27 protein-coding genes are annotated in these 25,974 nt (G+C 70.3%); 12 read left to right on the top strand and 15 right to left on the bottom strand.

The features are described 5' to 3' along the window. Nucleotides 1-32 precede the first annotated feature (32 nt). From ABSL23_RS11580 to ABSL23_RS11570, 3 genes are all read right to left on the bottom strand, one after another. The gene (locus tag ABSL23_RS11580; RefSeq protein ID WP_059056754.1) at nt 33-1,517 is read right to left on the bottom strand and encodes a PH domain-containing protein; all 1,485 of its coding nucleotides are present in this window, start codon (nt 1,515-1,517) and stop codon (nt 33-35) included. Further along, a complete protein-coding gene (locus tag ABSL23_RS11575; protein WP_059056753.1) occupies nt 1,514-1,999 on the bottom strand; it encodes a PH domain-containing protein in 486 nt (161 codons plus the stop codon). The genes ABSL23_RS11580 and ABSL23_RS11575 overlap by 4 nt, the downstream gene beginning before the upstream one ends. 61 nt (nt 2,000-2,060) lie before the next feature. Then, a complete protein-coding gene (locus ABSL23_RS11570) occupies nt 2,061-3,470 on the bottom strand; it encodes a class II fumarate hydratase (protein ID WP_353633843.1) in 1,410 nt (469 codons plus the stop codon). Nucleotides 3,471-3,787: 317 nt separating this feature from the next. Here ABSL23_RS11570 and ABSL23_RS11565 point away from each other — a divergent pair, with 317 nt between their 5' ends. The 4 genes from ABSL23_RS11565 to ABSL23_RS11550 are packed head-to-tail and all read left to right on the top strand — an operon-like array spanning nt 3,788 to nt 8,100. Then, nucleotides 3,788-5,038, top strand: a complete 1,251-nt coding sequence (locus ABSL23_RS11565) for an ABC transporter substrate-binding protein (protein WP_353633842.1) — start codon at nt 3,788-3,790, stop codon at nt 5,036-5,038. A 23-nt stretch (nt 5,039-5,061) separates the two neighbouring features. Beyond that, nucleotides 5,062-6,087 (top strand): sugar ABC transporter permease, encoded by a 1,026-nt coding sequence (locus ABSL23_RS11560; protein ID WP_353633841.1) that lies wholly within the window; start codon nt 5,062-5,064, stop codon nt 6,085-6,087. Beyond that, the gene (locus ABSL23_RS11555) at nt 6,084-6,944 is read left to right on the top strand and encodes a carbohydrate ABC transporter permease (RefSeq protein WP_353633840.1); all 861 of its coding nucleotides are present in this window, start codon (nt 6,084-6,086) and stop codon (nt 6,942-6,944) included. The genes ABSL23_RS11560 and ABSL23_RS11555 overlap by 4 nt, the downstream gene beginning before the upstream one ends. 16 nt (nt 6,945-6,960) lie before the next feature. Continuing rightward, nucleotides 6,961-8,100 carry an ABC transporter ATP-binding protein gene (locus tag ABSL23_RS11550; RefSeq protein ID WP_353633839.1) on the top strand — a complete coding sequence of 380 codons (1,140 nt, stop codon included), beginning with the start codon at nt 6,961-6,963 and terminating at the stop codon, nt 8,098-8,100. Nucleotides 8,101-8,140: 40 nt separating this feature from the next. On the opposite strand, the gene ABSL23_RS11545 is transcribed toward ABSL23_RS11550, so the two are convergent. The 4 genes from ABSL23_RS11545 to ABSL23_RS11530 are packed head-to-tail and all read right to left on the bottom strand — an operon-like array spanning nt 8,141 to nt 10,274. After that, the gene (locus ABSL23_RS11545; protein WP_089649820.1) at nt 8,141-8,392 is read right to left on the bottom strand and encodes a BolA family protein; all 252 of its coding nucleotides are present in this window, start codon (nt 8,390-8,392) and stop codon (nt 8,141-8,143) included. Nucleotides 8,393-8,444: 52 nt separating this feature from the next. After that, nucleotides 8,445-9,428, bottom strand: coding sequence for a flap endonuclease-1 (gene fen, locus ABSL23_RS11540; protein WP_059056746.1), 984 nt, complete (start codon nt 9,426-9,428; stop codon nt 8,445-8,447). 38 nt (nt 9,429-9,466) lie between these two features. Then, nucleotides 9,467-9,664: a hypothetical protein gene (locus ABSL23_RS11535; RefSeq protein WP_059056745.1), complete on the bottom strand. Its 198-nt coding sequence runs from the start codon at nt 9,662-9,664 to the stop codon at nt 9,467-9,469. A gap of 31 nt (nt 9,665-9,695) precedes the next feature. Then, nucleotides 9,696-10,274 (bottom strand): GNAT family N-acetyltransferase, encoded by a 579-nt coding sequence (locus ABSL23_RS11530; protein ID WP_059056744.1) that lies wholly within the window; start codon nt 10,272-10,274, stop codon nt 9,696-9,698. A gap of 59 nt (nt 10,275-10,333) precedes the next feature. On the opposite strand from ABSL23_RS11530, the gene ABSL23_RS11525 reads away from it, so the two are divergent. Next, nucleotides 10,334-10,927, top strand: coding sequence for a methyltransferase domain-containing protein (locus ABSL23_RS11525; protein WP_059056743.1), 594 nt, complete (start codon nt 10,334-10,336; stop codon nt 10,925-10,927). A gap of 23 nt (nt 10,928-10,950) precedes the next feature. Next, nucleotides 10,951-11,349: a DUF3054 domain-containing protein gene (locus tag ABSL23_RS11520; protein WP_353633838.1), complete on the top strand. Its 399-nt coding sequence runs from the start codon at nt 10,951-10,953 to the stop codon at nt 11,347-11,349. 9 nt (nt 11,350-11,358) lie between these two features. On the opposite strand, the gene ABSL23_RS11515 is transcribed toward ABSL23_RS11520, so the two are convergent. Further along, nucleotides 11,359-12,576, bottom strand: coding sequence for an MFS transporter (locus ABSL23_RS11515; protein ID WP_059056741.1), 1,218 nt, complete (start codon nt 12,574-12,576; stop codon nt 11,359-11,361). A gap of 135 nt (nt 12,577-12,711) precedes the next feature. On the opposite strand from ABSL23_RS11515, the gene ABSL23_RS11510 reads away from it, so the two are divergent. Next, nucleotides 12,712-12,915 (top strand): hypothetical protein, encoded by a 204-nt coding sequence (locus tag ABSL23_RS11510; RefSeq protein ID WP_059056740.1) that lies wholly within the window; start codon nt 12,712-12,714, stop codon nt 12,913-12,915. A gap of 40 nt (nt 12,916-12,955) precedes the next feature. After that, on the top strand, nt 12,956-13,954 hold the full coding sequence (locus ABSL23_RS11505; RefSeq protein ID WP_059056739.1) for an ornithine cyclodeaminase family protein: 999 nt from the start codon (nt 12,956-12,958) through the stop codon (nt 13,952-13,954). 139 nt (nt 13,955-14,093) lie between these two features. Here the strand turns inward: ABSL23_RS11505 and ABSL23_RS11500 are convergent, their stop codons facing one another. The 6 genes from ABSL23_RS11500 to btuC all read right to left on the bottom strand — a co-directional run bounded on the left by ABSL23_RS11500 (nt 14,094) and on the right by btuC (nt 20,265). Next, nucleotides 14,094-15,092, bottom strand: a complete 999-nt coding sequence (locus ABSL23_RS11500; protein WP_059056738.1) for a presenilin family intramembrane aspartyl protease PSH — start codon at nt 15,090-15,092, stop codon at nt 14,094-14,096. 47 nt (nt 15,093-15,139) lie between these two features. Beyond that, nucleotides 15,140-15,367 (bottom strand): Gar1/Naf1 family protein, encoded by a 228-nt coding sequence (locus ABSL23_RS11495; RefSeq protein WP_059056737.1) that lies wholly within the window; start codon nt 15,365-15,367, stop codon nt 15,140-15,142. Then, nucleotides 15,367-15,648, bottom strand: a complete 282-nt coding sequence (gene srp19 / locus ABSL23_RS11490) for a signal recognition particle subunit SRP19 (protein WP_059056736.1) — start codon at nt 15,646-15,648, stop codon at nt 15,367-15,369. The genes ABSL23_RS11495 and srp19 overlap by 1 nt, the downstream gene beginning before the upstream one ends. 252 nt (nt 15,649-15,900) lie before the next feature. Then, nucleotides 15,901-17,901, bottom strand: coding sequence for a CARDB domain-containing protein (locus tag ABSL23_RS11485; protein ID WP_059056735.1), 2,001 nt, complete (start codon nt 17,899-17,901; stop codon nt 15,901-15,903). 46 nt (nt 17,902-17,947) lie between these two features. Further along, nucleotides 17,948-19,165, bottom strand: a complete 1,218-nt coding sequence (locus ABSL23_RS11480) for an ATP-binding cassette domain-containing protein (protein ID WP_059056734.1) — start codon at nt 19,163-19,165, stop codon at nt 17,948-17,950. Beyond that, nucleotides 19,162-20,265 (bottom strand): vitamin B12 ABC transporter permease BtuC, encoded by a 1,104-nt coding sequence (btuC, locus tag ABSL23_RS11475; protein ID WP_353633837.1) that lies wholly within the window; start codon nt 20,263-20,265, stop codon nt 19,162-19,164. Before btuC ends, ABSL23_RS11480 begins: the two co-directional genes overlap by 4 nt. Before the next feature lie 58 nt (nt 20,266-20,323). On the opposite strand from btuC, the gene ABSL23_RS11470 reads away from it, so the two are divergent. The 3 genes from ABSL23_RS11470 (at nt 20,324) to ABSL23_RS11460 (ending at nt 23,563) form a co-directional block, all read left to right on the top strand. Continuing rightward, nucleotides 20,324-21,454: a PGF-CTERM-anchored ABC transporter substrate-binding protein gene (locus ABSL23_RS11470; protein WP_082687186.1), complete on the top strand. Its 1,131-nt coding sequence runs from the start codon at nt 20,324-20,326 to the stop codon at nt 21,452-21,454. Between the two features lie 63 nt (nt 21,455-21,517). Further along, entirely contained in the window at nt 21,518-22,063 is a 546-nt protein-coding gene (locus ABSL23_RS11465) for a thermonuclease family protein (RefSeq protein ID WP_059056731.1), read from the top strand. Between the two features lie 36 nt (nt 22,064-22,099). After that, a complete protein-coding gene (locus tag ABSL23_RS11460) occupies nt 22,100-23,563 on the top strand; it encodes an HTTM domain-containing protein (protein WP_059056730.1) in 1,464 nt (487 codons plus the stop codon). On the opposite strand, the gene ABSL23_RS11455 is transcribed toward ABSL23_RS11460, so the two are convergent. Beyond that, a complete protein-coding gene (locus tag ABSL23_RS11455; protein ID WP_059056729.1) occupies nt 23,560-24,981 on the bottom strand; it encodes a TIGR00366 family protein in 1,422 nt (473 codons plus the stop codon). The genes ABSL23_RS11460 and ABSL23_RS11455 overlap by 4 nt on opposite strands. Before the next feature lie 214 nt (nt 24,982-25,195). Here ABSL23_RS11455 and ABSL23_RS11450 point away from each other — a divergent pair, with 214 nt between their 5' ends. Further along, nucleotides 25,196-25,963, top strand: coding sequence for an MOSC N-terminal beta barrel domain-containing protein (locus tag ABSL23_RS11450; protein ID WP_059056728.1), 768 nt, complete (start codon nt 25,196-25,198; stop codon nt 25,961-25,963). Nucleotides 25,964-25,974: the final 11 nt, after the last annotated feature.

The following is a 25,974-nucleotide window of genomic DNA, read 5'->3' as shown; positions in this document are numbered from 1 at the left end:
TGGTCGTGTGCGGGCGAACGATAAAAAACCGTTCAGTCTGTCGTCCCGTCGTCGTGCTCGCGCTCGTAGACGACGTCGAGCACGCGGTCGCGGACGGTCACCGCGACGTCGTCGGCGTCGTCCTCGTCGCGGTCCAAAGCCGCGGCGTCGCCCGCCGATATCGAGCGCGAGCCGGCGGTGTCGAAGATGACCGTCGCGAGCCGCCAGCGCCGCTGGAAGACGGTCTGCCGTCGGATGACCGTCTGGATGCGGCGGTAGGGGACGATGCGCGTGCTGCGGTTCCAGAACCCGCCCTGCGTGACGACGTGGTCCGGGCCGAGTTCGTAGCCGCGGTGGCGATGCGAGAGCCGCGCGGCGGGCCACGCCAGCAGGAGCAACACGCCGGCCGCGTACCACGGCACGCTCGCGAGGAATTGGTCGACGGCGAACCCCGCCGCGACCACCGCGAGGCCCGCGAGCAGGTACCGGCGGACGTAGCGTTTGCGGGCGCGCTCGGGCGGCCGTTCGACCTCGAAGTCGTGGAACGGCTCCAGCGTGCGAGCCAGCGACAGCACGTCCTCGCGGGGCGCGATGGGGATGGCCGCCTCAGAGCCGCCGCTGGGCTGGCTGCCGGGCGCGTAGCCCGCGGTCTCGACGGCCAGCGACGCGAATCCCCACCGGCGCATCAGGACGTTCTCCTCGACGGCGACGGTCTGGAGCTTCGACAGCGGGATTGTGCCGTCCCGCCGCGACAGCAGCCCGCGCTCGTAGCGCAGGTCGTCGCCGACGCGGCGCAGCCGGAAGCCGTAGAACTGGACGATGCGCGCGACCGCCGACGCCGCCCACAGCCCGAGCGCCGCCACGACTGCGAGGCCGACGACGGCGGCGACGCCGAGCCCGGACAGCGAGACGCGGTCACCGAACGTCGGCGCGAGGAACGTCGCGAGCGCGACCACGCCCGAGGCCAAGCGCGGGTCGAAGGAGAGCGCGCCGTACAACAGGAGGTCGCGGTCCGAGAGCTCGAACAGCGTCTCGCCGCCCGCGGTCGGTTCTGCGGCTTCCGCTTCCTCGCTTGCGGCCTCTGCGCTCTCCTCTCGCTGGAGCGCCGCGCGCTTCTCCCGAATCGCCTCCTGCAGCCGGTCGGCCTCCTCGCCGCCGACGAACCGCAGGTTCGCCTCCGTGCCGCCGCCGCCCGCCGTCTCCACGTCGACCACCGCGATGCCGAGCAGGCGCGCGACGAACGACCGCGTGACGTCGACGTTCTGCACGCGGCGCAGCGGAATCTCGCGCTCGCGCCGCGAGAACACCCCCGAGGCGATGTCGAGGCTGTCGTCGGTGAGCTCGTAGTCGAAGCGCCGGTAGTACGCCACCTCGTAGCCCGCGAGGGCGGCCAGCACGAGGACCACGAGCACGACGACGCCGCTGAGCAACACCGGGTCGCCGCCCGCGAACGCGAACCCCGCGAAGATGAACGCCCACGCGACGCCGACGGCCCGCGACACCGCGCGGACGGGAATCGACAGCGGGTGGAGTTTCACACCGCATCCCCGGCGTCGCCGGTCTCGGGCTCGCTCTCGATTGCGAGGCGCCGCAGCGTCTCCTGGACGTCGTCGGCGCGCTCGGCGACCAGCCCGGGAATCGAGACGTCAGCGCCCCGCGACCCCGCGGTGTAGACGACGACGCTGCTCAGGCCGAGCGCGCGCTCGATGGGCCCGCGGCGCGCGTCGACGTGCTGGACGCGCACGTACGGGACGACCGTGCGGACGTTCACGAGCACGCCGCGCTCGATGTAGAGCGTGTCCTCGCGGACCTCGAAGCGCCACGCCCGGTACCGGAGGACGGCGTGGACGGCGCCGAGCACGAGGATGGCACCGAACACGCCGCCCCCGACGAGGACGGGCGAGACGGTCACGCGCTCGACGACGCCCGCTGCGACGGCGGCGACGACGCCGGCGACCACGGAGCCGACGAACACGCGGAAGAGCCAGATGAAGCGGACGCGAGAGTCGAGTCGTTCCATGCGTCGGCCATCGAAACGCGGGTACAAGAAGGTAGGCGGGGCGTCGCCGCGGGCGCCGGGTTCAGTCGTCGCCGGAGAGGATGCCGCGGTGGGTCATCTTCTCGGGGTCGAGGACGTCCTCGGCGTCGCTCTCGGAGAGGTAGCCCTTCTCGACGACGACCTCCTTGACGGACTTGCCCTCCTTGAGCGCGGCCTTCGCGACCTCGCTGGCCTTGTCGTAGCCGATGGCGGGGTTGAGCGCGGTCGCCAGCGCCATCGAGCGCTCGACCTGTTCCTCGCAGTATTCTTCGTTGGCTTCCAGTTTCGCGACGAACTTCTCGGCGAACGCGACGCTGGCGTTCGCGATGACGTTCGCGGATTCGAGGAAGTTGTGCGCGATGACGGGCTTGTAGAGGTTGAGGTCAAGCTGGCCCTCGACGGCGCCGGCGTTCACGGCGGCGTCGTTGCCGACGACCTGCTTGTGGACCTGATTGACGGCTTCGGCGACGACGGGGTTGATTTTCCCGGGCATGATGGAGGAGCCGGGCTGGTTCTCGGGCTGCTCGATTTCGCCGAGGCCGTTGCGCGGCCCGGACGCGAGCAGGCGGAGGTCGTTGGCGATTTTGTTCAGCGAGCCCGCGACCGTGCGGAGCGCGCCGTGGGCCTCGTTCATCGCGTCGTGGGCGGCCTGCGCCTCGAAGTGGTCGTCGGCCTCGCGGAAGGAGACGCCGGTCTCCTCGGAGATGTACGACGCCGCCTTCTCGGGGAACTCGGGATGGGTGTTGAGCCCGGTACCGACCGCGGTACCGCCGAGCGCGAGCTCCGAGAGGTGGCTCTTCACGTCGCGCACGCGCTCGATGCCCTTCTCGACCTGCGTGCGGTAGCCGCCGAACTCCTGCCCGAGGCGCACGGGCGTCGCGTCCTGGAGGTGCGTGCGGCCGGTCTTGACGACGCCGTCGAACTCTTCGGCCTTCTCGTCGAGGGCGTCCGCGAGCAGTTCCAGCGCGGGCTCGACGTCCTTCTCGACGGCCTCCAGCGCGGCGACGTGCATCGCCGTCGGGATGACGTCGTTGCTGGACTGGCCGTAGTTGACGTGGTCGTTGGGGTGGACGACGCGCGCGCCGACCTCCTCGCCGAGGAGCTCGGCGGCGCGGTTCGCGATGACCTCGTTGGCGTTCATGTTCGAGGACGTCCCGCTCCCCGTCTGGAAGACGTCGACGGGGAACTGGTCGTCGTGGTCGCCGGCGATGACCTCGTCGGCGGCCTCGACGATGGCGTCGGCCTTCTCGTCGTCGAGCAAGCCGAGGTCGTTGTTCGCCTGCGCGGCGGCCTTCTTCACGACGCCGAGCGCGCGCACGAAGCGCCGCCCGAACGTCGCGTCCGAGATGGGGAAGTTCTCGACCGCGCGCTGGGTCTGTGCGCCCCAGTAGGCGTCCGCGGGAACCTCGATTTCGCCGAGACTGTCGCGTTCGGTTCGGTAGTCGTCACCCATACGTGGGGGGACGAAGTGGCGGCGCGTAAAACCCACCGAATCGCTCCCGAGTACGAGCCGTCGAGGGTGACGTTCGCGGCGTCGCTGGCGATTACTCCGCGAGCGGCCGACCCGAAATAACGTTCGTTACATATCCGAAACGTCCGATTACGGGGAGTAAACGGCGTCTAGGGCGGACGTGTCAGGAGTGTTGACAGACCTTACTCGGTTTTGGATTAAATATTAGCAACAATTAAGTGGAGCGCTACGAATGGCTCGTGTAGGTTTCACACACGGTTACCATGACTTCCGATACCAACCTCACGCGACGACGCTACTTGCAAGGTGCTGGCGCGGCCGGCGCCGCGCTCACGATGGCCGGCTGCCTCGGCGGCGGCGGAGGCGGCGGCAGCGAAGAAGTCGAACTGCTCCACGGCTGGAGCGGCGGCGACGGACAGGCCGCCTTCGACGCGCTCCTCTCCGGCTTCGAGGAGGAGTACCCGGACGTCGACGTCAACGCCAACGCCATCGGCGGCAGCGGCAACACGACGCTGAACGCCCGAATCAACACGCGCCTCGGCAACAGCAACCCACCGAGCTCGTGGGCCGAGTGGCCCGGGCAGAACCTCGTGCAGTTCACCAACGAGGACCTCCTCGGCGACATCGAGGAGGACGTCTGGTCGCAGAACAACATGAAGGAGGCGTACCTCGAAGGCCCCCGGCAGGCCGCACAGGTCGGCGGCTCGTACGTCTGCGTCCCGACGAACATCCACCGCATCAACAACCTGTTCTACAACGCCAACGTCCTCGAGGACGCGGGCATCGACCCCGAATCCCTCGAGACGCCGATGGACCTCGTCGAGGCCGCCGCGACCGTCGAAGAGGAGACCGACGCCATCGGCTTCGCGCACGCGATGTCGAACCCGTGGACGACCCTCGAACTGTGGGCGTGCGTCTTCCTCGGCGAGCACGGCCACGACGCCTACGAGGCGTTCACGAACGGCGAAGGCGACATCGAGAAGGTCCAGTCCTCGCTGGAGACGGTCGCCGAACTCAGCGAGTACTTCAACTCCGACGCCGGCACCATCGGCTTCCAGGAGGCCAACCAGTACATCCTCGACGGCGAAGCCGCCTTCTTCGACAACGGCGACTGGGCCGCCCAGATGTACATCTCGCAGGACGACTTCGAGTTCGAGAGCGACTGGGGCCACGTGCCGTTCCCCGGCACCGACGGCCTCTACTCGCTGAACATGGACAGCTGGGTGTTCCCCGCCGGCGGCCCGAACCCCGAGGGCACCAAGCAGTGGCTGACCTACTGCGGGTCCAAGGAGGGTCAGATTCGGTTCAACACGAACAAGGGTTCCATCCCGCCGCGTGCCGACGTCTCCACCGAGGAGTTCGGCCCGTTCCAGACGAGCCAGATGGAGGAGTTCAGCGACTCCGAGGCGCAGCCGTACTCCATCGCGCACGGCCTCGCGACGTCGCCGGAGGTCCTCAACAACCTCAAGCAGGCCACGCAGAGCAACTTCAGTAGCCCGTCCCAGAGCGCCGCCGAGGAGACGGCTCAGGCGTACATGGACGCGTTCTAAGCGTCTCCAACCCCATTATTCGAATGCTCGAACGAACCCGCAAAGCACTACGGTCACTCGGCGGTGACGACACCGACAGCACCGCCAGCACCGGCGACGCCCTCCGCACTGACGGCGGCACAGCCACGGCCGCGGAGGCCGGTGACGCCGACGACAGCGGCGGCTTCTCGCTGCCGGCGAGCCGGGACTTCCTCGGGTCGCTTCCGTTCTGGTTGCCACCGTTCCTCCTGATGGGTTTCTTCGTCTACGGCGCCATCGGCTGGAACTTCGCGCTGTCGCTGGTCAACGTCCAGAGCTTCAACGAACCGAACTACAGTCAACTCGACTTCGAACAGTACGCCCGGGCGTTCGGCGACCCGACGTTCATTCAGGCGACCCAGAACACGTTCGTGTTGCTGGTGGCGTTTACCGTCGCCTGTCTGGTCGTCGGCCTGCTGGTCGCGATTCTCGTCGACCGGAAGGTCCGCTACGAGAACACGTTCCGGACGATATACCTGCTGCCGTTCAGCCTCTCGTTCGTCGTCACGGCCCAGTTCTGGCTGTGGATGTACAACGTCGACAACGGGATGGTGAACCTCGTGACGGGCACGCTCGGGCTCGGCACCTACGACTGGCTGTCGAACCCCCAGCTCGCGCTCGGCGCGGTCGTGTTCGCGCTCATCTGGCAGTTCTCCGGGTACGCGATGGTCGTCTACCTCGCGGGCCTGCGAGCCATCCCCGACGAGCACTACGAGGCCGCGCGCGTCGACGGCGCGAGCACGCTGAAGATGTACTGGCGGGTCATCGTCCCGCAGCTGAAGGGCGCGACCATCAGCGCCTCCGTCGTGCTGGTGGTGTTCGCGCTGAAGGCCTTCGACTTCCTCTACTCGCTGACGGGCGGCTACTACCCGCCGAAGGGGACGGACATCCTCGCGACGCTGATGGTCCGGCAGGCGTTCTCCGCCGGACAGCGGTCCTACGCCGCGGCTATCGCCATCATGTTGTTCCTGCTCGCACTCGCCGTCATCGCACCGTACCTGACCTACCAGTACCGGCGGGGTGAACTATGAGCCGCGACCCCCGACGCGTCGGCCTCTACGCCGTGCTCGTCGCGCTCGTGGCGTTCTACCTCATGCCGCTGGAAATCGGGCTGGTGACGTCGCTGAAGTCCGACGCGCTGGCGTCCGCGCCGTTCCTGCCGCCGACCCCCGAGGGGTTCACCCTCGGCGAGTGGGCGACGGCGTTCGACGCGCTCAAGGACGGCCTCGTCAACAGCGTCCTGCTGGCCGTGCCGGCGACTGTCCTCTCGGCGCTGCTGGGGAGCATGGCCGCCTACGGCCTCACCACGCTCGACTGGCGGGGACAGGTCGGCATCTTCGCGCTGTTCCTCGCGGGCATCTTCATCCCGTACCAGGCAGTGCTCATCCCGCTGTCGAAGTTCTGGTCGGTGTACCTGCCGCTGGACGAAATCCTGTGGCCGCTGTGGCAGCTGCCGGTGCTCGCCCCCTACCACGGCGACCTGCTGGCGCTCATCATCTCCCACGCCGCCTACGGCGTCCCCATCTGTACGCTGCTGTTCCGCACGTACTACCGGGACGTCTCCACGGAGATGGTGGAGGCAGCGCGCCTCGACGGCGCCACCGCGTACACCATCTACCGGCGCATCATCCTGCCGCTGTCGGTGCCGATGTTCGCGGTCACGCTCATCTACCAGTTCACGCAGGTGTGGAACGATCTGCTGTTCGCGCTCGTCATCATGGGCCCCGGCGAAGGGGCGCCCGTCACCGTCGGCCTGACGAACCTCGGGTCGAGCCTGACCGACGTCGGGTTCGCGGTGAAGATGGCGGGGGCGTTCATCGCGGCGCTACCGACCATAATCGTTTACGTCATCTTCGGCGACCAGTTCGCCAAGGGTGTCGCAACATGACTACGGAGGAATACTAATGGCTGAACTCGTACTCGACGGCGTAACGAAGTACTTCGACGACGACGGCGACCGCATCGTCGCGGTCGACGACGCGAGCATCGACATCGAGGACGGGGAGTTCCTCGTCCTCGTCGGCCCCTCGGGCTGTGGGAAGTCCACGACGCTGCGCATGATCGCCGGCCTGGAGACCATCAGCGAGGGCGAAATCCGGCTGGACGGCACGGTCATCAACGACCGCGCGCCCGCCGACCGGAACATCGCGATGGTGTTCCAGTCGTACGCGCTGTACCCCCACATGAGCGTCCGGCAGAACATGAGCTTCGGGCTCGAGGAGTCCACGAGCATGGGCGACAGCGAAATCGGCCAGCGCGTCGAGGACGCCGCGGACACGATGGACATCCCGGAACTGCTGGACCGCAAGCCCAGCGAACTCTCCGGTGGCCAGCAGCAGCGCGTCGCGCTGGGCCGCGCCATCGTCCGCGACCCCGAAGTGTTCCTCATGGACGAGCCGCTGAGCAACCTCGACGCGAAGCTCCGGTCGTCGATGCGCACGGAGCTCCAGCGCATCCAGGAGGAACTCGGCGTGACGACGGTGTACGTCACCCACGACCAGACCGAGGCGATGACGATGGGCGACCGCATCGCCATCCTCAACGACGGCCGCCTCCAGCAGGTCGCGACGCCGCTGGAAGCCTACCACGAGCCCGCAAACGAGTTCGTCGCGGGCTTCATCGGCGACCCGTCGATGAACTTCTTCGACGCGACCGTCGAGGACGGCGCGCTCGTCACCGACCAGTTCGACTACCCGCTCTCGGAGGCGACGCTCGCGGACCTCGACGGCGAGACCGACGTGACGCTGGGCGTCCGCCCCGAGGACATCGAAATCGTCCCCGAGGCGACCGGCGACCACGACTTCGCGGCGACCGTCGATGTCGTCGAGCCGCTGGGCAACGAGAACAACGTCTACCTCCAGTTCGACGCCGACGACACCGACACCACGTTCACGGCGGTCGTGGACGCGACCACGCCGCTGTCCGCCGGCGAGTCGGTCACCGCGCGCATCCCCGAGGAGACCGTCCACGTCTTCGACGCGGACTCCGGCGACGCGCTGCACAACCGCGACGCCGAGGCGAACGGCGTCCTTCTCGGTCAGTAAGCAGTTTCTCGTTCTTCGTTCGGTTCGACCGCTCTCGCCGCTAGGCGTGCTCGTCGTACTCCTCGGGCGTGTACGTGGACAGTTCCAGCGCGTGAATCTCCTCGGTCATGTGCTCGTCGAGCGCGTCGTAGACGAGCTGGTGTTGCTGGACGAGGCGCTTCCCCTCGAAGGCGGGCGAGACGACGGTGGCGGCGAGGTGGTCGTCGTCGGTCTCGCCGCGCATCCGCGAGATTGTCGCCTCGGCGTCCGGAATCTCCTCTTCGATGATGGCTTCGATGTCCGCGAACGTCAGGTCCATACCCACCGTTGGGCGAGCCGGCGAGAAAAGCCCGTGGGTCCCGGCGTCACGTCCACTGGTCGAGGCCGGTCTGGACGACACTGTCCTCGATGCGGGCGAACCCGCGTTCGAGTTCGTCGGCGGCGACCTCCCACTCCTCGATTACGTACTCGCGGGCGGCGTCGATGTCCGGGGACGAGTCGAGGTCGAGGTCGTAGTCGTCGGTGACGTCGGGGTTCAGGAACAGCTCGCGGATGCGGTCGGCGTACTCGACGTGCTCGCCCTCCGCGTCGAGGACGCCCCAGAGGTCGCCGTGTTCACGGATGGCCTTCAGCGCGGTCTTCGGGCCGAAGCCCGTGATGCCCTCGTTGAAGTCCGTGCCGCAGAGGATGCCGACGTCCACGAGCTGCTCCCACGTCAGGTCGTGTTTCTCCAGCGTGGCTTGGAAGTCCATGCGCTCGGGGTCGCCCTTGCTCGTGAGCTGGCGCAGCGTCACCGGCGACCCGAGCAGGAGGCAGTCGTAGTCGTCGCTGCCCGCGTAGTCCACGTCGTCGTCCACGCGCGCCATGTGCGCGGCCTGCGCCTCGCCCTCCGCGGGCGCCTCGACCTGCGGCACGTCCAGCAGGTTCAGGAGTTCGCGGGAGGTCTCGTGGATGGTCTCCGTGAGCCGCTGCGTGCGCGCTTCGAGGCGCGCCGCCTCGATGGCCTCGCCCGCTTCGCGTGCTTCTTCCAACTGTTCCTCGTAGCGCTCGCGCTGCTCGCGGCGCGCCTCCACCTCGTCGTCCTTGAGTTCGGTGACGCCGCCGTCCCAGACGAACACCGGCGTGAGGTCGTGCTCGAAGAACTTCGGGAGGCCCTGCACGATGCCGACGAGGTTCGCGACCTCGATGCCGTCGCCGGTCGTGTACACGTCGTCGCTGGTCCACTGGACGGTCGTCGTGAGGTACTTGTACAGCCAGTTGTGCGCGTCCACGGCCACCACGTCCCCCTCCAGCTCGTCGAAGGGGACCTCCTCGATGACCGCGAGCTGTCGGAGGTCCGCGTTACCCATTACGCCCCACTAGGCGGCCCCCGGATTTAACCGTTCAGTCACGCGCTCGCCAGCAGCGCGAGCCCGACGCTCGCGGTGAGGACGCCGACAGCGCGCCACTCCCGGAGGTCGTCTCTCGCGGTGGGGAACAGGGACCGGGAGACGGCTCGGGCGCGCGCCGGCGCGACCGCGGTCGCCGTGCCGACGGCGACGAGGCCCGCGCCGACCGTCAGGTGGACCGTCGACTGCAGCGTCATCGTTCTCTCGTCCGTTCGTGACCCGGAAAAGCTACGCGCTCAGGACCGCGGGCGGCCCACAACCGGCTTTCCGGTCGAGGAACGCCGCTTCCTCGTCGGAGAGGTCGCGCTCGCGGTAGACGTCGAAGCCGTCCTGATAGCGCGCCGCGCGGTCCGCGCAGGGCCGCTCCAGCACCAACTCCGCGATGCCGGTCTCCTCGCCCGTGAACCCGAAGCCGGCCTTGTGGAGCGCCTCGTACGCGAACGGGTTGTTCACTGCAATCTTGACGCGCTCGCGGTCGGCGAGCAGGTGGGCGGCGGCGAACGCACAGAGTTGCGCGCCGACGCCGTCACCGCGGCGGTCCTCGCGCACCGTGACGTACCGCAGCCACGCTGTCTCCGAGTCGGTGCGGTCGTCGTTGAACGAGACCGCGCCCACGACGTCCGAGAGGGTTTCGTCGGTCTCGCGGGCCGCCGGCGGCCACGCACCGCGCTCGGCCAGCGGCGCGCCCTCGAACGCTATCGCCTTCCCGGTGTTCGACATCACGAACTTCCCGGCGTAGCTGAACGCCCGCCAGTCCAGTCGGAGCGTCGGGCCGTCGTCGGGGCCGCCGAGGACCGCGTACTGCACGCGCGTCGGTTGGACGCCGAGGGCAAAGAGTTGCGTGCCTGCGGGCCGAAGGCAGGGGTATGCACGACGTCCGGTACTTCGAGCGGTTCGCGCCGGTGTACGACCTCGCGATGCCGGCCGCGGACCGCGGCGACCTCGCGGCGGGGCTGGCGGCGGCCGAGCGCCCGGTCGAGCGCGTGCTGGACGTCGGCGGCGGCACGGGGCGCGCCGCTCGCGCGCTCGCTCGGGACACCGAGGAAGTGCCGGGCCGGGACGTGACTGTCGTCGACGCGAGCGCGCGGATGCTCGCGGAAGCCCGCGGGGCCGGGCTGTCGGCGGTTCGCGGCGACGCCGCCGAACTCCCGTTCCGCGACGACAGCGTCGATGCAGTCGTCGTCGTGGACGCGCTGCATCACTTCCCTGACCGGGACGGCGCGCTCGCGGAGGCGAAGCGCGTTCTCCGACCGGGCGGCGTCCTCGTCGTCCGCGACTTCGACCCGGAGACGCTTCGCGGGCGGCTGCTGGTCGCCGCCGAGCACGCCGTCGCGTTCCGCTCGGCGTTCGACGCGCCGGACGACCTCGCGGCGAGGATGGAGCGCACGGGACTAAACGCTCGCGTGCTCGACCGCGGGTTCGCGTTCACGGTCGCCGGCGTCGAACCGGGAGCGACATAGGCCCCCGCGCCGAACGCCCAGACATGGACCTCTACGACGCCGACCCGCGCGCAGTCGTTCGATTCCTGCCGGGCGACCTGCTGGCCATCGCCGCGTTCGTGCTCGTCGGGACGCTCTCGCACGGGACGCTGACGCCGCAGCGGTACGTCAACGTCCTCGTCCCGTTTGCCGTCGGCTGGGTCGTCGTCGCGCCGTTCGCGGGCGCCTACGACACGGGCGTCCGCGAGTCCTCGAGGGCCGCGCTGCTGTACGGCGCGGCGTCGTGGCTCGGCGCGGACTTCCTCGCGCAGTTGCTGCGCGGGACGCCGTTCTTCCGAGGGAGCGCCGACCCACAGTTCTTCGTCGTCGCGCTCGTGTTCTGCACGATAGCGCTCACTGTCGCGCGATTCCTCACACTAGTGGTCGTGGACTACCGCGGGTAGCCCGAGGGGCTACCGCGCGGCGAGGACGGCGGCGATTGCGGCGCCCGCGACCGCGAACGCCGCCAGCACGCCGAACAGCGCGGTCGCGTCGGCGTACTGGAGGACGGCGCCGGCGATGGCGGAGCCGGCGGAGCCGACGCCGAACACGCCGAGGTAGGTGTAGCCGTAGGAGAGCCCGCGCGTCCCCGAGGGCGTGTACTGGGCGACCGTCGCCTGGTACATCGGCTGGATGACGAACAACGCGAACCCGAGGAACGCGCCGACTACCAGCAGCGGCACGAGCCCGGCGTTCGCGGCCGGCAGGAAGACGACCGCCAGCACCGCGAGCGCGGCGAACGTGAGGCCGATGCCGCGCTCGGTCGGGATGCGCTCGGTGAGTTTCCCGCCGGCGTACTGTCCGGCGACGCCGACTGTCAGCAGGCCGGCGTACGCGTAGCGGTACGGTTCGAGCTCGCGGCCGGCGAACTCGACGGGCGCGAACGCGGGCATCTGGGAGAGCAGGTCGGGGAGGAACGTGAGGACGCCGCGGTAGTAGAGCCCGCTCAGCATCACGATGGCGAAGACGGCGACGAACGGGCCGACGAACAGGAGCTTCGACTCCGAGAGGAACTCGCCGACCGAGGAGATGCCGACGCTGGCCTTCGAGTCACCGCCGTCGGTGGCGGTGACGGCGGCGCGCTCGTCGAAGCGCACGCGGAGCGCGACGAGACCCGCGACGACGGCGGGCACCGCGAGCAACGCGGTGACGACCCGCCAGTCCGCGACGAGCAACAGCAGCGTCACCGCCAGCGGCCCGGCCGCGGTGCCGATGTTACCGGCGATGCCGTGGTAGGCGAACGCGTCGCCGCGCTGTTCGACGCCCGTGGAGATGAGCGACAGCCCCGAGGGGTGGTAGACGCTGGCGGCGACCCCCCAGCAGACGAGCGCAAGCGCGACGACGACGATGGACGGCGCGACCGACAGCAGGGCGAACGACGCCGCCATGCCGAACAGGCAGCCCGCGATGAGCTTCCGCGACCCGACGGTGTCCGAGAGGATGCCGCCGGGGAGCGCGCCGAGGCCGAACAGCGCGTAGCCGGCCGCGACGACGAGCCCGACGGTGCCCTGTCCGACCGGGAACGTCTCTAGCCACAGCGGGATGAGAATCGGGATGGAGAGTTCGTACGTGTGGACCATGGCGTGCGCGAGCGCCACGAGCCCGACGATAGAGCGGTCGTTGCGGTTCACAGTGTGCGGTCGCAGAATTGCTCGTCACCGTTAAAGACGTGTGGCCTCCGGCAGCCCGCTCTATAACTTATCCAGATAATACGGAAAACCCGCACCAAACTATTATGTGGCTGCAATCGGAACCGTCGGCTGACCATGGCCGGCTACTACGACGCCCTGCTGGCGGCGCTCCCGCTCTCGCTGGTCGGGCTCGCCGGCGGCCTCTCCGTCGCCGGCGTCGATCCGACGGTGGCGCTTACGGTCGGCGGCGTCGCGGCGACCGCGCTGACCGCCCACGCCCTGTTCGTCAACGACCCAACGTCGGCCGACCGCCGCGCCGGCTACGAGTCCGCGGACTGACTCCCGGAGTCTTTTCCGCGCGTCGCCCCAACTGACGCGCGTGACCGAGACCCTGTTCCTCTCCGACAGCGACGTCGCGGGACTGGCCGACCCGGCCGACTACGTCGACGCCGTCCGCGACGCGTACCGACAGCGCGGCGAGGGCGCGCCGGCCGAACCGCGCACGAAACTGCTCAACGAGTCGCCGCCCGGGATGTTCACCGCGTACGCGGCCGTCCTCCCCGAGACGGGTGCGATGGGCGGGTACATGTACAGCGCGGGGTTCGCGGACGCCGACGCGTGGTTCGTCACGCCGCTGTTCGACGCCGACACCGGCGAACCGCTCGCGCTCATCGACGGCGCGCGCATGAACCCGTTCAAGACCGGCGCGGCGGGCGCCGTCGGCGTGGACGCGCTCGCCCGCGAGGACGCTAGCACGCTCGCAGTAATCGGCAGCGGCGCGCAAGCCCGCGGCCAGCTCCGCGCGACCGCCACGGTCCGCGACTTCGACGAGGTGCGCGTGTTCTCGCCCACCGAGGCCAACCGCGAGTCGTTCGCCGCGGACGCCGACGACTGGCTCGACGCCGACGTCGAAGCCGTCCCCTCCAGCACCGCGGCCGTCGAGGGCGCGGACGTCGTGGTCACGGCGACGAACGCCAGCGAACCCGTCTTCGACAGCGCGGACCTCGCGGACGGCGCGCACGTCACCGCGATGGGTCAGTACAACCCCGAGAAGCACGAACTCGACGCCGAAACCATCGAGCGCGCGGTGTACGTCCCGGACCTCCGCGACCGCGTCACGCAGGACGCCGGGTCGTTCCTCCACGCGCTGGAGGAGGGCGTCGTCACCGAAGACCACGTGCACGCGGAACTCGGGGACGTGGTCGCCGGGAACGCGCCCGGCCGCGTCTCCGAGGACGACGTGACCGTCTTCGACAGCGGCGGCACGGGCATCGAGACGGCCGCCGCCGCGTACATGCTCTACGAGCGCGCCAGCGAGCGCGGCCTCGGCACGGAAATCGAGTTCGCCGCGGCGAGCGACGCGCTCACCGGCGAGTAAGACGAAGGTTGAAGTACGGAAGCGGGACCAGCGGGGGCCGTGACCTGACGAGTCGCGCGGAGCGGTTCTGTGGGAGCGTGGCGGCCCGCTCCGCGACTCCGTTTCGCCACCTGTTCGCCCCGAATAGCCGCGAGAGCGCTTAGACGTACGGCGCGAGCCCGAGCGCCTCCACCAGCGGGATGCCCGCCGCGACCGCGCCCAGCAGGTAGCCGACGATGGCGCCGCCGTTCAACAGCGGGAGGCCGGCGTGCGCGCGCCCCGCGAACACCATCCGCATCAACACGAGCAGTCCCACGAGCGTCCCGACCATCGCGGTCAGCGCCGCCATCTCCACGCCGAACACGACGGGCGTGTCGAGGAAGTGCGACGCGCTCGCGACGAGAATCGTCGGCATCACGGCGTCCCCGAGCCCGATGAAGTACGCGCCGCGGTCTTCCTCGTCGACGCTCTCAAGCTGGCGCTCCTCGTTGTCCTCGTCAGTTTCCCCGGCTTCCGCTGGATCCTCGGTTGCTTCGTCGGCTTCACCGTCGCCGCCTTCGTCGAGGAACGAGTAGCCGCGCGTCGCCGGCACCACCAACACGATGGGTAGCCGGAGTTCCATCACGCCCTCCGCGAGCGTGAGCATGTGCTCGGTGCCGTAGACGCTGATGGCGTCGTAGACGGCCAGCGCCGTCAGCAACACGAGCGCCGGGAGGATGCCGAAGCTGATGCCGAACAGCGCCGCCGCGCCCATCCCGAGGATGGCGCCCGCGCTGTCGATGACCCACCACTCCGGGTAGACGTACAGCGCGACGACCAGCGCCGCGGCGGGCACGTAGGCGGCCGCGTTCACGCCCGCGACCTCAACGGCGGGGAGCACGACCCCGAAGACGTACGTCGCGATGAACCCGCTCGTGAACAGGATGAACGCGCGCAGAATCCACTGCTGGTCGTACTTGATGACCAGCAGGATGCCCGCCGTCGCGACCAGCAGGAACGCGACGTAGAAGACGCTGTTCAGGGGGTTCTGCGGGTTCTCGGTGGACTGCAGGCCGGCGCTCTGGAACGGCTCCAGTAGCGCGAGCGAGCCGAACTGCACGACGAGAAACAGCGCGACGACGCCCACGAGCACCGGGACGCCGCGCAGCGAGTCCTTCATGCCCGGGCAGTCGGCCCGCCCGTGCTTTGGCTTTGCGACTCGCCGACCTACCGGACGTACAGCGTCTGCCCGACCAGCGCCGGCAGGTGGACGCCCGCGTCGGGCGTGACCGAGAGGTACGGTCGCTCGACCGGCCCGAAGACGTCGACGACGCGCCCGACCTCGTCGAGGTTCTGGTCGACGACGGCGGCCCCGATGTCGGGGTGGGCGTCGCTCTCGCAGCGCACGACCGCGACGTTCTGCGCGGTGCGGACGACGTCGCCGGCGCGCTCCATTATTCGCGCAGCGCCGCCACGTACGCCGCGACGGCCTGCAGGAGGTCGGACTTCCCGGCGTCGTCGGCGTCCTTCACGAGGACGCGCCCGGAGTCCTCCCAGTGCTGGCGCGGGTACGCGACGTCGCGTTCGACGACCGCGTCGTAGCCGACCTGCTGGATAGCGGTCGCGACCTCGTCGACCGTCGGCTCCTCGACGGAGAGGGACTCGGGGACGCGGCGGCCCTCGCGACGCGACAGCGTCGCGTCGAAGTACGCGGGCCAGATGACGTTCTCGACCATACGCCGGCTAGCGGGTCGCGCCGTTAAACGGTATCGGACGCGTGCCCGACCGCAGGGAGGCCACGCTGAGGCGAACGGCGAACGGAGTGAGCCGTGAGCCGCGTGCTCGACCGTGGGAAGAGTACGTCACGACGAACGCGGAGCGAAGCGATGCGTGAGCCGCGTGCTCGAACGAAGTGAGACACGGGAGAAGAGCGGCGAGCGATAGCGAGCCGTGAGCCGCGCGGCCCAGGCCCGAGCAGCCGCGTGGCGCTACTCGAAGCGCCGCGCGAAGAGCGCGGCGACGAACAGCGCGAAGACGGTGGCGGGGACGCCGAAGCCGGGGACGGTCGCGCCGATGCCGCCGGCGGACACCGCCGTCGACGCGTCGCCGGCCGCCAGCGTGTACTGGCCAGCGTCCGGGAGGGTGACGTTCACCGTTCGTGACGCGGTCGCGCCCGGCGCGAGCGCCGCGTCGACGGTGGCGACTTCCTCGCCGTCGAGGGTCACGGGGACCGGGCCGGTCGCGGGCGCGTCGCCGGGGTTCGCGAGCGTCACGGTCGCGGTCACGTTCTCGCCGGGCTGGACGCGGGACTGCTCGACGGAGAGGTCGCTCACGGAGACGGTCCCGGGGTCCCTGACGTCGAGCGCGACCGTGGTCCGTCCGCCAGTCACGTTGTAGGTGCCGGCGGCGCCGACCTGTTCGTCGAGCGCGATGTCGGTGGTTTCGCCGGCCGCGAGGTTGCCGCGTGCTTCCACGAGCACGTCGCCCTCGAACGCGACGGTGGCGACGTACTCGCCTGACCGGCCGCCGTCGTTGGTCACGGACCCGACGACGGTGACGGTTTCGCCGACGTAGAGGGTCGGCGGCCGGGTGAACGTCTCGTTGCGGAACGGGCCGCTGACGCGGTACTCGCGCACGTCGAACTCCACGCGTGCGGGCTCCGTGCCGAACGCGGCGGCGTGCCGGCTGCGCGTCCACATCTCCGGCACCTCCCGGGTGCCCGTGTAGCGGTTCGCGCGCTCCTCGACCGCCGGCGTCGACGCGTCCAGCACCGCCGCCAGCACGGCCGCGTTCGTCACTGGCTCCGAGCGCTGATTCAACTCGTAGAGGACGTCGGCCATCGTCGCCGTGCTGTTGGTCGCGAGGCGCACGCGTCGGTCGATTTCACCCCAGACGAGGCTGCCCTTGAGGTAGTTGGCGCTGGACGCCCACGTCGACGGCTGCGAGAGGATGGCGTTCCGCCACGGGTCGCGCTCGCCCCGCGAGAGCTGGGCTTCGAACGCGCCGAAGGAGACGTAGCCGGTGCGCAGCGCCAGCAGGCCGGCGTAGTACTCGGCGCCGCCCTCCATCGTCCACCGTCCGCTCTCCGCCGTGCTGAACGCCTGTCTCGTGTGGACGTACTCGTGGAACCAGACGTTGCCGGCCTCGTCGAGGTTGGAGTTCGCGAGCACCCACGCGTCGTCGCCGCCGTACTCGACGCCGCGGACGCCCCAGTCGGCGCTCGTCGGCGCGGCGACGAACCAGACGTCGTCGTCACGGGCGCCGACGTGGAGCCGGTTCGACGCGGCGCCGAGCGCGTCCAGCACCTCGCCGGGGGACTCCACCATCGACGCGTGCTCGGGGACGGCGAGCGTGAACTGCTGGCCGTTCGCCGTGCGCGTGTGCTCCTTGACGGGGCCGAGGTACGCGATTTCGCCGCCCGTCGAGCCCTCGCCGGCGACCGAGACGTCCTCCACGATGCTCACCGACCCCTCCTGCCCGCGGTAGCTCCACCCTGTGCGGAGTTGGGGGACGGTGACGAGCGCCCACTCGCCGACGTCGACGAACGAGTAGTCGCCGCTGGCCTGCACGGACGGGCCGCGCGAGCCGCTGGCGGTCTGGTTCGCGGGCAGCGTGAACCGCAGCGTCGCGGGGTCGGTCGTCCCGTCCCACTCGTAGCCGTCGGGGGCGTGCGTGAACGAGCCGGACTCGACGTTCTCGGCGCCCGACGGGAGCGTCACGCGCAGCGCAGTGACCGAATCGGGCACCTCGTACGTGGCGACGACGTCGATGGAGCCGGGCTCCGCGGGCGTGCGGTGGAGTTCGATGGCCTTCCGAATCGTCGAACTCTGAGCGTTCGCGGCGTCTGCCGACTCGCTGGCGGACTCACTGGCGACGTGTTCGTTCGACCCCGCGTCGGCGTTCGCGCCGACCGATTCCTGCACGGCGGCGGCGCCGGCGACCTGGGTCGCGAGGAGGGCGACGACGAGCGCGACGACCACGCGTCTCATAGTTACATCTGTGGCGCCGATACACAAAGGCGGCCCGGCCATTCCCCTACTCCGCTGTCGCGTCGCCGCCGTCGGTCACCGCGAACGGCTCGGGTTCGGCGTCGAGTGCGGCGAGCGCGTCCACGAGCCCGCCGAGTTCGACGCGCGCGCCGCCACCAGTCCGCCGGTCGCCGTCACCGACGACGACCGCCGCGGTCGCGATGTCGCGGAGCGCGTCGTTCGCGCCCCACGAGGCGGCGTCACTCGGGACGACGACCGCGTCCGCGGCGGCGACGAGGTCGCTGGCGCGGGCGACCGCCGCGTCGTCGGGCGACGAAAACGGCGGAACAGTCACTGCGTCGAACCCGAACCGGGTCGCGGTCTCGTGGTCGAGCGAGCCCTCGCTGACCGGGCCGACAGTCACGGTCGCGCCCGCGTCGGCGAGCACGCGGAGGACTGGCGCCGCGGCGTCGCCGCCGCCGAGCACGTGGACGCGCTCGTCGAGGTCGCCGTCGGCGTCCGGGAGCGGCGTGACGGTCGGGTCGCCGGTCGCGGGGTCGGTGCCGACCGCGACGCGGGCGTCGAACGCCTTGCGGACCTGCGCGGGCGTCAGCACGTCCGCCGGCAGCCCTGAGTCGAGCACGCGGCCGTCGGCGACGAGCACGAGTTCGTCGCAGTAGCGCGCCGCGAGGTCGAGGTCGTGGATGGCGGCGACGACCGCGCGGTCGGCGTCGTCGGCGAGCCCGCGCACGAGTTCGAGCGTGCGTACCTGGTGGTTGACGTCGAGGCTCGCGGTCGGCTCGTCCAGCAGGAGGACCGGGGCTTGCTGGGCGAGCGCGCGCGCCAGCAGGACGCGCTGTTTCTCCCCGCCGGACAGCGACGTGACCTCGCGGTCGGCGAACTGCGCGACCTCCGCGCGCTCCATCGCGCGCTCGACGGCCTCTGGGTCGGGGTCGGTGCCGAACCGCGGCACGTGGGCGTGGCGCCCCATCTCGACGGTCTCCCGGACGGTGAAGTCGAACCCGAGGCTCGTGTCCTGCGGGACGCTGGCGATGCGGCGGCTCGCGGCCTTCGACGGGAGTTCGTGGACGGCTTCCTCGTCCACGAGCACGGTGCCGGAGACGGGTTCGACGACGCCGTTCATCGCGCGCAGCAGCGTGGACTTCCCCGCGCCGTTCGGCCCGACGACGCCGACGAGGCGGCCGTCGCCGACGTCAGCGCTCACGGCCTCGAGAATCTGCGTGCCACCGAGCTCCACGTCCACGTCGCGGACGTCGAGGGTCACAGCGCGTGCACCTCCCGGTTCCGGAGCAGGTAGAGGAAGAACGGCGCGCCGACGAACGCCGTGACGATGCCGACGGGGAGTTCGGCGGGGCCGGCGCGCGCGAACGTGTCCGCGGCGACGAGGAACGCACCCCCGGCGAACGCCGACGTGGGGAGGAGGACGCGGTGGTCGGGTCCGACGAGCAACCGCATCACGTGCGGGACGATGAGCCCGACGAACCCGATGACGCCCGCGACGGAGACGGCGGCGGCGGTGACGACGCTGGACACCGCCAGCAGCACGCGCTTCGTGCGCTCGACTTCGACGCCGAGCGTGTGCGCGTCCTCCTCGCCGGCGAGCAGGACGTTCAGGTCGCGGGCGTACGCCAGCAACACGACGCTCCCGAGGACGACGATGGGGAGCGTGAGCTCGACGTCCGCCCAGTTGGCGAGGTGGAGGTGCCCCATCAGCCAGTACATCGCCTCGCGGATGCTGTCCCCGGAGTGGACGATGACGTACGACGTGATGGCGCCGAGGAACGTCTGCACGGCGACCCCGGCGAGCAGCAGGGTCGCGACGGGGGTGCGGCCGCCCTCGGTGGCGAGCAGGTAGACGCCGAACGCGGCGACGAGCGCGCCCGCGAACGCCGACACCTGCATCCCGAACGGGAGCAGGAGGGGGAACGCGATGGCGGTGACGGCGCCGACGGCGGCCCCCGAGGAGACGCCGATGATGGAGGGGTCGGCCATCGGATTCCGGAAGAGCCCCTGCATCACGGTGCCGGCGACGGCGAGCGCGGCGCCGACGACGGCGCCGAGGACGATGCGAGGGAGCCGGATTTCGCCGACGATGAGCTGCTGCTGGGCGGGGACGGCGAACTCCAGCGGCGAGGTGTACGCGAGGTCGACGGCGAGCCACGGCACGTCGCCGACCGCGGGGACGACGACGGAGGTGACGGAGAAGGTGGCTGCAGTGGGGACGGCGAGGGCGTCCAGCGCCGCGAGCGCGACCCGGTGGAGCGGAATCCTGACCGGGCCGATGGCGGCGCTGGTGAGCATGACGGCGACGAGCGCGAGGAACGTGCCGGCGGTCCACGCGCTCGCCCGAGTGTAGACGCGCATCTGCACAACCGTAGTTTCTTTAGGCAAATACTTATTGCGTTGGCTCCGTCCTCCCCACATGCGACAGGCTGCCCCCGTCTTTGGAGTTGTACTACTGCTGTTGGCCGCCGTCGCGCCGGCCGCCGGCGCCGCGGCCGCGCCCGCCGGCGACGCCGTCGCGAACGCCGGCGCGCAGGACTTCGACTGCTCGTTCCCGGTCACCGAAACGGACGCCAGCGGCCACGATGTCACCGTCTCCGAGGAGCCCGAGCGCGTCGTCACGCTCAACCCCAGCGCCGCCCAGACGATGTGGGAGATCGGAGCCAGCGAGAAGGTCGTCGGGGTCTCCCAGTTCGCCGACTTCCTCGACGGTGCCGACGAGCGGGAGGTCGTGACCTCCGGGTCGCCGTCGGCCGTGAACGTCGAGCAGGTCGTCAGCCTCGACCCCGACCTCGTGCTCGCACCCAACACCATCGGCAACGAGACGGTCGCCCAGCTCCGGGACGCCAACCTCACCGTCTACCGGTTCGCGGCCGCCGACTCCATCGAGAGCATCTACGAGAAGACCGAGCTCACCGGCCAGCTCACCGGCGAGTGCGAGGGCGCCGCAGAGACAGTCTCCGAGATGCGCGACCGCGTCCAGACCGTCGAAGCGGCCGTCGAGGGCGAGGACGAGCCCAGCGTCTTCTACGACATGGGCGCCCGGTTCACGCCCGGCCCGAACACGTTCATCGGGCAGGTCATCGACCGCGCGGGCGGCCACAACATCGCGGCCGACGCCAACACCACTCGGTCGTACCCACAGCTCTCCGCGGAGTTCATCGTCAAGCAGGACCCCGAGTTCCTCGTCGTGAGCGCGCTCCCCGAACAGCTCGGCAACGACAGCCGGTCGTACATCGCCGAGGGGTCGGTGCTGCGGAACACGACCGCCTTCGAGGAGGGCAACATCGTCGTCGTGGACAGCAACCACGTCAGCCAGCCCGCGCCCCGCGTCGTCGAGCCGATGACGCAGATGGCGCAGGCGTTCCACCCCGACGCGTACGCGGCAGCGAACGCGACGACGACCGCGACCACGCAGGAACCGACCGCGACTGAGACCGCCACCGAGACGACGACCCAGACGACGGGCACAACCATCCCCGGCTTCGGCATCCCCGCCGCCGTCGTCGCCGCGCTCGGCGCCGCGCTGCTCGCCACCCGCCGCCAGTAACGCGACCGCCGTTTTCGCGCCGGCGAGCGCACTGATTATCACGCTCGACCGAGAACACCGCGTGTGACTCGACGCGTCCTCGCCGTGCTCGCCGTCGTCGCGCTCGCCGCCAGCGCCGGCTGCGTCGGCCCGCTCACCGGCGACCAGCAGCCCGCGGACAGCCGGTCGGCGACGGTCGTCGACGTCGTGGACGGCGACACCGTGGACGTGCGGTTCGCGGACGGCACCGAAGACACGGTTCGCCTGCTCGGCGTGGACACGCCCGAAGTCCACACCGAGGTCTCGCCCGGCGAGTTCGAGGGCGTCCCGGACACCGAGGCCGGGCGCTCGTGCCTGCGGTCGTGGGGCGAGCGCGCCAGCGAGTACGCCACCGACCGGCTCGCCGGCGAGTCCGTGACCATCGAGTTCGACGCGGAGAGCGACCGCCGCGGCGGCTACGACAGACTGCTCGCGTACGTGGTCGTCGAGAATCAGTCGTTCAACCGCGCGCTCCTCTCGGAGGGGTACGCCCGGCTCTACGACAGCGAGTTCACGCAGCGCGACGACTACGCCGCCGTCGAGCAGCGGGCGCGCGCGAACGCCACCGGGCTCTGGGCGTGCGCGAGCTAGACAAGGCTTATTCTGCACGCGCCGGCAGTTCCGGACGTGACGGGACGACTCCGCGACGCCGTCGCGCGCCGGCTCGGCGTGGACACGCGCGCGCTGGCCGCCTTTCGCGTGGCGCTGGCGGCCATCGTGCTCGCGGACCTCGCGCTGCGCACGCGGTTCCTCCGCGCGTTCTACACGGATGCCGGCATCTACCCGCGGTCGCTGCTCTTCGAGCAGTACGGCGCGCTCGCGCGCCTCTCCGTACACGCGCTCTCCGGCGGTCCGTGGCTGCAGGCCGCGCTCTTCCTCGCGACCGCCGTCGCCGCGCTGGCGATGCTCGCGGGCTACCGGACGACGCTGGCGACGCTCGTGACCGGGCTGCTCGTCGGGTCGCTGCACCTCCGGAACCCGCTCGTGTTGAACAGCGGCGACACGCTCCTCCGGATGCTGTTGTTCTGGGCGGTCTTCGCGCCGCTCGGCGAGCGCTGGTCCGTAGACGCGCTCCGGGCCGAGAGCCCTCCCCGAGGGCGCGTCCTCGGCGTCGCGACCACCGGACTGCTCGCGCAGGTGGTCGTCGTCTACAGCGTGAACGCCGTGCTGAAGCTCCGCGGCGACGTCTGGCTGTCCGGCGAGGCGGTCCGGCAGGTCCTCGAACTGGACATGTTCACGGTCCTGCTGGGCGACGCGCTCGCCGAGTTCCCCGCGCTCGTCGTCGCGTTCGACCACCTCTGGCTCGCCGCGCTGGCCGGGTCCGTGCTCCTCGTCGTCCTCACGGGCTGGCCGCGCGCGGGCTTTGCCGCGCTGTTCGCCGCGATGCACGCCGGGATGTTCGTTTCGATGCAGCTGGCGGTGTTCCCGCTGGTCTCCATCGCGGCGCTCCTGCCGTTCCTCCCGCGGGCGGTCTGGGACCGTGCGCCCGGCTGGCGGGCGGTCCCCGGAGTACGTGACCTCCCGCTGAACGAGTACGCGCGTAGCATCGAGCGCGCGCTCCCCGCGCTCGCATTGCCGTCGCTGCCGCCGCGCGTCGTCCACCTGAAGGACCGCGCCGTCCCGGCACTGCTCGCGGTCGGCCTCGCCGTCCTGCTCGTCTGGAACGTCGCGACGGTCGCGCCCGCCGACGTGCCCGAGGTCGGGCCGGTCGACGACCAGCCCGAGCCCCGGTGGTCGATGTTCGCGCCGACGCCGCTGGCCACCGACCTCTGGGTGGTCGCGCCAGCGACCCTCGACGACGGGAGCAGCGTGGACGCCTTCCACGGCGGTCCCGTGACGTGGGACGAGCCGCCCGACGTCGCGGGGAGCTACCCGAGTTCGCGCTGGCGGAAGTACACCGCGAACGTCCGCCGGCTGGACGACCTGGCGGTCAGCAACGCGTTCGCGGACTACCTCTGCACGCGGTGGAACGACAGCCACGACACCGACCTCACGTCCGTCGAGGTGTTCGTGGTCGAACAGCCGGTGAATCTAGACGGCCCTGACCCGACGGAGCGCGTCGAACTCGCGGCGAAAAACTGCTCGGCCTAGTAGGGGACGGCGTACAGCGCGGCGGCGAGGAACGGAATCAACAGCAGCAGCATCGCGACCGCGTACCCGAACATCTCGCGGGCCTTGACGCCGGTGATGGCGAGCAGCGGGAGCGCCCAGAACGGGTTCAGGAGGTTCGTGTGCGCGTCGCCGACCGCGTACGCGATAGTCGCCTTCCCGACGGGCACGCCGAGGTCTTGGGCCGCGGCGATAATCGACGGCCCGAGGACGATCCACTCGCCGCCGCCCGAGGGCACGAAGAGGTTGACGGCGGAGCCGACGAGCCACGCGACGACCGGGAACGTCGCCTGCGTGGAGACGTCCAGCAGCGTCTGCGCGAACGTCTCCGAGAGCCCAGAGGCGTTCATCATCCCCTGAATCCCCGCGAAGAACGGGAACAGTAGGATGATACCGGCCGCCGACTCGGCGGCCTCGCCGAACCGCTCGCGGTACAGCGACGGCCGCTGGTAGATGGCGAGCCCGGCGAACAGGAACCCGAAGTTCACGACGTTCAGCGTGAGCGCGTCGAGGCCGTCGGTCGCGAACAGGTACGCGACGTACGCGACGCCCGTCAGCGCGATGACGCCGCCGAGCACGCGGCTGTTGTCGATGCGCTCGGCGGGGCTGGCCGTCCCGCCGTCCGGAGTCGGTTCCGGCGACTCGCCGCCGTCCGTCGTGGAGTCCGCGAGCTCGCTCTCGTCCACGTAGTCCGTGATGGGACTCGCGCGCTTCGGCGACGGCGAGAGGAGGTAGAGCATCCCCGCCGCGAACAGGATGGAGAGGGCGGTCAGCGCGAGCGCGTACGAGCTGAAGATGGTCTGCGTGGTCGGGACGACGCCGTCGATGACGCCGGCCTCGATGAAGTCGTTGCCGGGCGTCGCGAGCGCGAGCGGCGCCGACCCGGACAGCCCCCAGTGCCACGTCAGCCCGAGCCCCATGTAGCCGGCGACCGCCAGCAGCGGGTAGTGGACGTCGATGCCCTTCTCGTGGGCGGTCTTGCCCATCTCGCGGGCGAAGATGGCGCCGAGGATGAGGCTGAACCCCCAGTGGACCCACGCGATGCCCATCGAGAACACGCCGACGAGCGCGGCCGCCTGCCCGGGCGAGCGCGGCAGTTCGGTGAGCTTCTGGAGGAGCGCGTTCACGCGCGGGTGGTACGCGATGACGAACCCCGTCATGAGGATGAGCGTCATCTGCATCGCGAAGCTCAGGAACGCCCAGAAGCCGTCGAACCAGAACCCCACCATCTCGGCGGGGCCGGCGCCTTCGACGGCGATGCCCGCGGCGAAGACGACGTAGCTCAACAGGATGGCGAACAGGAACGGGCTCGGCATCCAGCGCTCGACGACGCCGGCGAGCCGGTGGCCCAGCCGCTCGAAGGCGTTGCCGCCCGACTGCCCCGTGTCTCGTGATGACATACCGAAAGCAACCACTAACACGAGTATAATAAATGTAAGGGATATAAAGGCGGGTCACACCCGCTCGACCGCCACTGGTGTCGGCCTTGACACGCTCTGCCGGCCGTCCCGGCGAAAGCGACCCGACCAAACATACGCGAACCACGACGTCGGCGCGGGCGACGCGCGGCGTTCGGACGAACACCTAAGAGCCGTCCCGCCCTCCGTCCGGACGATGCCACGAGTCGACCGACTGCGCGTCTACCCCGTGAAGGGGCTGGACGGCGTCGAAGTCGAGGCAGCCGACGTGCTGCCAGGTGGGACGCTCGCCGACGACCGCACGTACGCGCTGTTCGACGCAGAGGGGGACGTCGTCAACGGCAAGCGAACCGCGCGCGTCCACGACCTCGACACCGACTTCGACCGCGACACCCACGAGTTCACCGTCGAAACGCCCGACGGAACGGTCGAACGATTCGACCTCGACGACGACCCCGGCCGCGCCGAGGCGTGGTTCTCGGAGTTCTTCGACCTCGACCTCGCGCTCGAACGCGACGACGAACTCGGCTACGTCGACCGCCGCGAGATGGGGCCGTCCGTCGTCAGCACCGCCACCCTCCGCGAGGTCGCGTCGTGGTTCGACGACCTCACCGTCGACGGCGTGCGCCGGCGCCTCCGCGCGAACGTCGAAGTCGCCGGCGTCCCCGCGTTCTGGGAGGACCGCTTCGTCGGCGACGACGCCCCGGGCTTCGAGGCCGGCGGCGTGCGCTTCGAGGGCGTCACGCCCTGCGGGCGCTGCGTCGTCCCCAGCCGCGACCCCGACACCGGCGACCCCACGCCGGAGTTCCGCGAGACGTTCGTCCAGCGACGACAGGAGACGTTCCCCGAGTTCGCCGACGAGGACGCCTTCGACCACTTCTACACGCTGATGCTCATCTCTCGGGTGCCGGAGGAGAGCCGCGGGCAGACGCTGACAGTCGGGGACGACGTGCGGGAAGACTGACCGCCGAGAAC

The sequence above is a fragment of the Halobacterium sp. NMX12-1 genome, from assembly GCF_040435975.1.
Taxonomy (GTDB): domain Archaea; phylum Halobacteriota; class Halobacteria; order Halobacteriales; family Halobacteriaceae; genus Halobacterium; species Halobacterium hubeiense.
Note: the sequence above shows the minus strand (reverse complement) of the source record. Positions and strands in the feature narration are given on the sequence as shown.